Here is a 2,107-nt window from a genome sequence, read left to right on the forward strand (position 1 = left end):
GGCTTGGCGAAGACCAGCTCGACCGGGCGCACCAGGCTCTTGACGCCGTCGGCCTCGGCCTGCAGCTCGTACTTGCCCTCGGCCAGGCCGGGCAGCGTCCAGCTCCAGGCGCCGCGCGCGTCGGCCACCACGCTGACGGCGGTGACGCCGCCGCTGGCCAGGTTGACGGCCGACAGCAGCACGGTGGCGCCGGGCGTGGCGGTGCCGGTGACGGGCAGGTCCGGCTGCGCCCAGGTTGCCGGCGCGGCGATGGTGGGCACCCGGGTGTCGGTGATGGTGGCGGTAACATAGGCAGCCGGCACCACCGTGTAGGCTGGGTCAGCGCTGGTGACGGTGTGCCGCACGGTGCCGCTGTGCTGGCCCTCGACGACGCCGTCGGCCACGGCCTGCACGCTGACGGTCTGCGGCGTGGCCCAGTTGGCCGGGGTGAAGGTGAGCTGCGGGTGGGCCACGCTCAACTGCGCGTCCGGCGTTATGTTGACCTGTACGTCGGCGGTCGGCGCCTGGTCGAGCACAGCGGTGTAGGTGGCGGCGGCGCCGCCCTCGGTCAGCGCCAGCGTCTTGTTTGACAGGGTCAGGCCGGAGACGGCGCCGAAGTCGGTGGTGGCGATCAGGAAAGGCCTGGCGTCTGCGTTGCCGGATGCGAAGGTTACGTAGCGACCGTCTGCGCTGATGGCCGGAGTGAGGGCGTCCGATTTCCAGGGGGCGCGAACAGCGGTCTTGGTTGCTCTGTCATATCGATACAAACCTGGCTGTTTGTTTTCTAGCCGGTAACCGTAGAAGGTGACGAAGCGTCCGTCGGCACTGACACTGACTCCGCTCAGACCAGATCTTCCCAAATCGGAGGTCGTGAAACTGAGTCGGTCTGTTGTCCCCGCTTTTCGGTCGCGTACAAACACATCCATGTTCGCGTTGAAGTCGTTGGCCGATAGATTGCTTGAGTCGGATGTGAAGGCAATCACGTTGCCGTCTGCACTCATGGCATGGGTCCGGGTGCCATTGGGATGGTTTTCGCGTACGCCAGCAGTGTTGATGTTTGCCAACTCTGTGGTTCCCGCAACTCGGTCGTGCAGTAGCAGTTCGTACTGGCTGTCTCGCGTTAATCTTCCCGGGTAGCTAACATAGCGGCCGTCGTCGCTGATAAACATGCGATCCGAGGTGGATTGAATGAAGGTCGCGCTGGCGGACGTGACTTGAGTGGTCTTACTGACCATGTCTCGCACGTAGATGGTGCTGTTCAGGCTCGGGTTGCCTTCGATACGATAGGCGACAAAGCGGCCATTCGAGCTGATGGCGGCATAGACATTCCCGAAGATTTGCGTTCCAGGTCCAGTAACGACGGTCTCGGTGCTGTTGTTAATGCGATCGTAGACGAAGTATCCGCTGTGTCCCACAGGCATTCCTATATCTGCTGCATGCGACGAGTACACGACATAGCGGCCGTCAGCACTAATCTTTGGACTGTGGGCTTGAAATCCGGTCGATGGCAGCCCTTTTTGCGTCAAATTGATTTGCTTACTGGAGCCGGCAATCCGGTCGTACAGATGGATGTTGCTTTTATTGTCGACGTAATGCAAGTAGGCGATGTAGCGGCCGTCGGCGCTGATCGAGGGTATAGGAGTGAATCTGCCGTCGGGAACTGGCGTAAACGTGTCGGTAACAATTTCAGACACTGCTGCCGTTTCCGCTGCTGCCATTGAGGATGCAGGACTCACGCTCAATGAGAATAGGATGACGACCGCCAATGCCCGCGCGGCATTGATTTTTTTGAGGTTGCGGCAGATTAACTGCTGGCTTTGGACTGTTAACAAGGTCACTTGGGTACTCCCGATAAGTGGTTTTTGAGAAGTGCGAGTACTTTTCATTGAATGTTGAAATTAGAATTCTCCAGAGTAAATCTTGTTGGTGTACGGCAGGCCCAGCTTGGCCGGATTGAGGTATAGCACGGGGAATGTGAAGCTGGCGCCGGGCGCCAGGGCGGCGTCGTTGACGGTGACGTAGGGCGAGCCGTTGTGGCTGCCGCTGGCGTTGAGCAGGGTGATGCCGGCCGGCAGGGCGTCGAACTGCACCTGGAACGGCCCCTTCAGCGCGGCGCCGGTGGCGTTGG

Annotated in this window: 2 protein-coding genes; both read right to left on the bottom strand. The window is 60.7% G+C overall.

Features of this window, described 5'->3' with window-relative positions; translation table 11 throughout:
• Positions 1-1,817, bottom strand: a 1,817-nt coding sequence (locus tag BM252_RS30760) for a hypothetical protein (RefSeq protein WP_139236831.1), incomplete at its 3' end; no start/stop codon positions are given.
• Positions 1,818-1,877: 60 nt separating this feature from the next.
• The coding region (locus BM252_RS31355; RefSeq protein ID WP_174900734.1) for a hypothetical protein at positions 1,878-2,107 on the bottom strand (230 nt) is incomplete at its 5' end.

The sequence above is a fragment of the Rugamonas rubra genome (assembly GCF_900114705.1).
GTDB classification, from domain to species: Bacteria; Pseudomonadota; Gammaproteobacteria; order Burkholderiales; family Burkholderiaceae_D; genus Rugamonas; species Rugamonas rubra.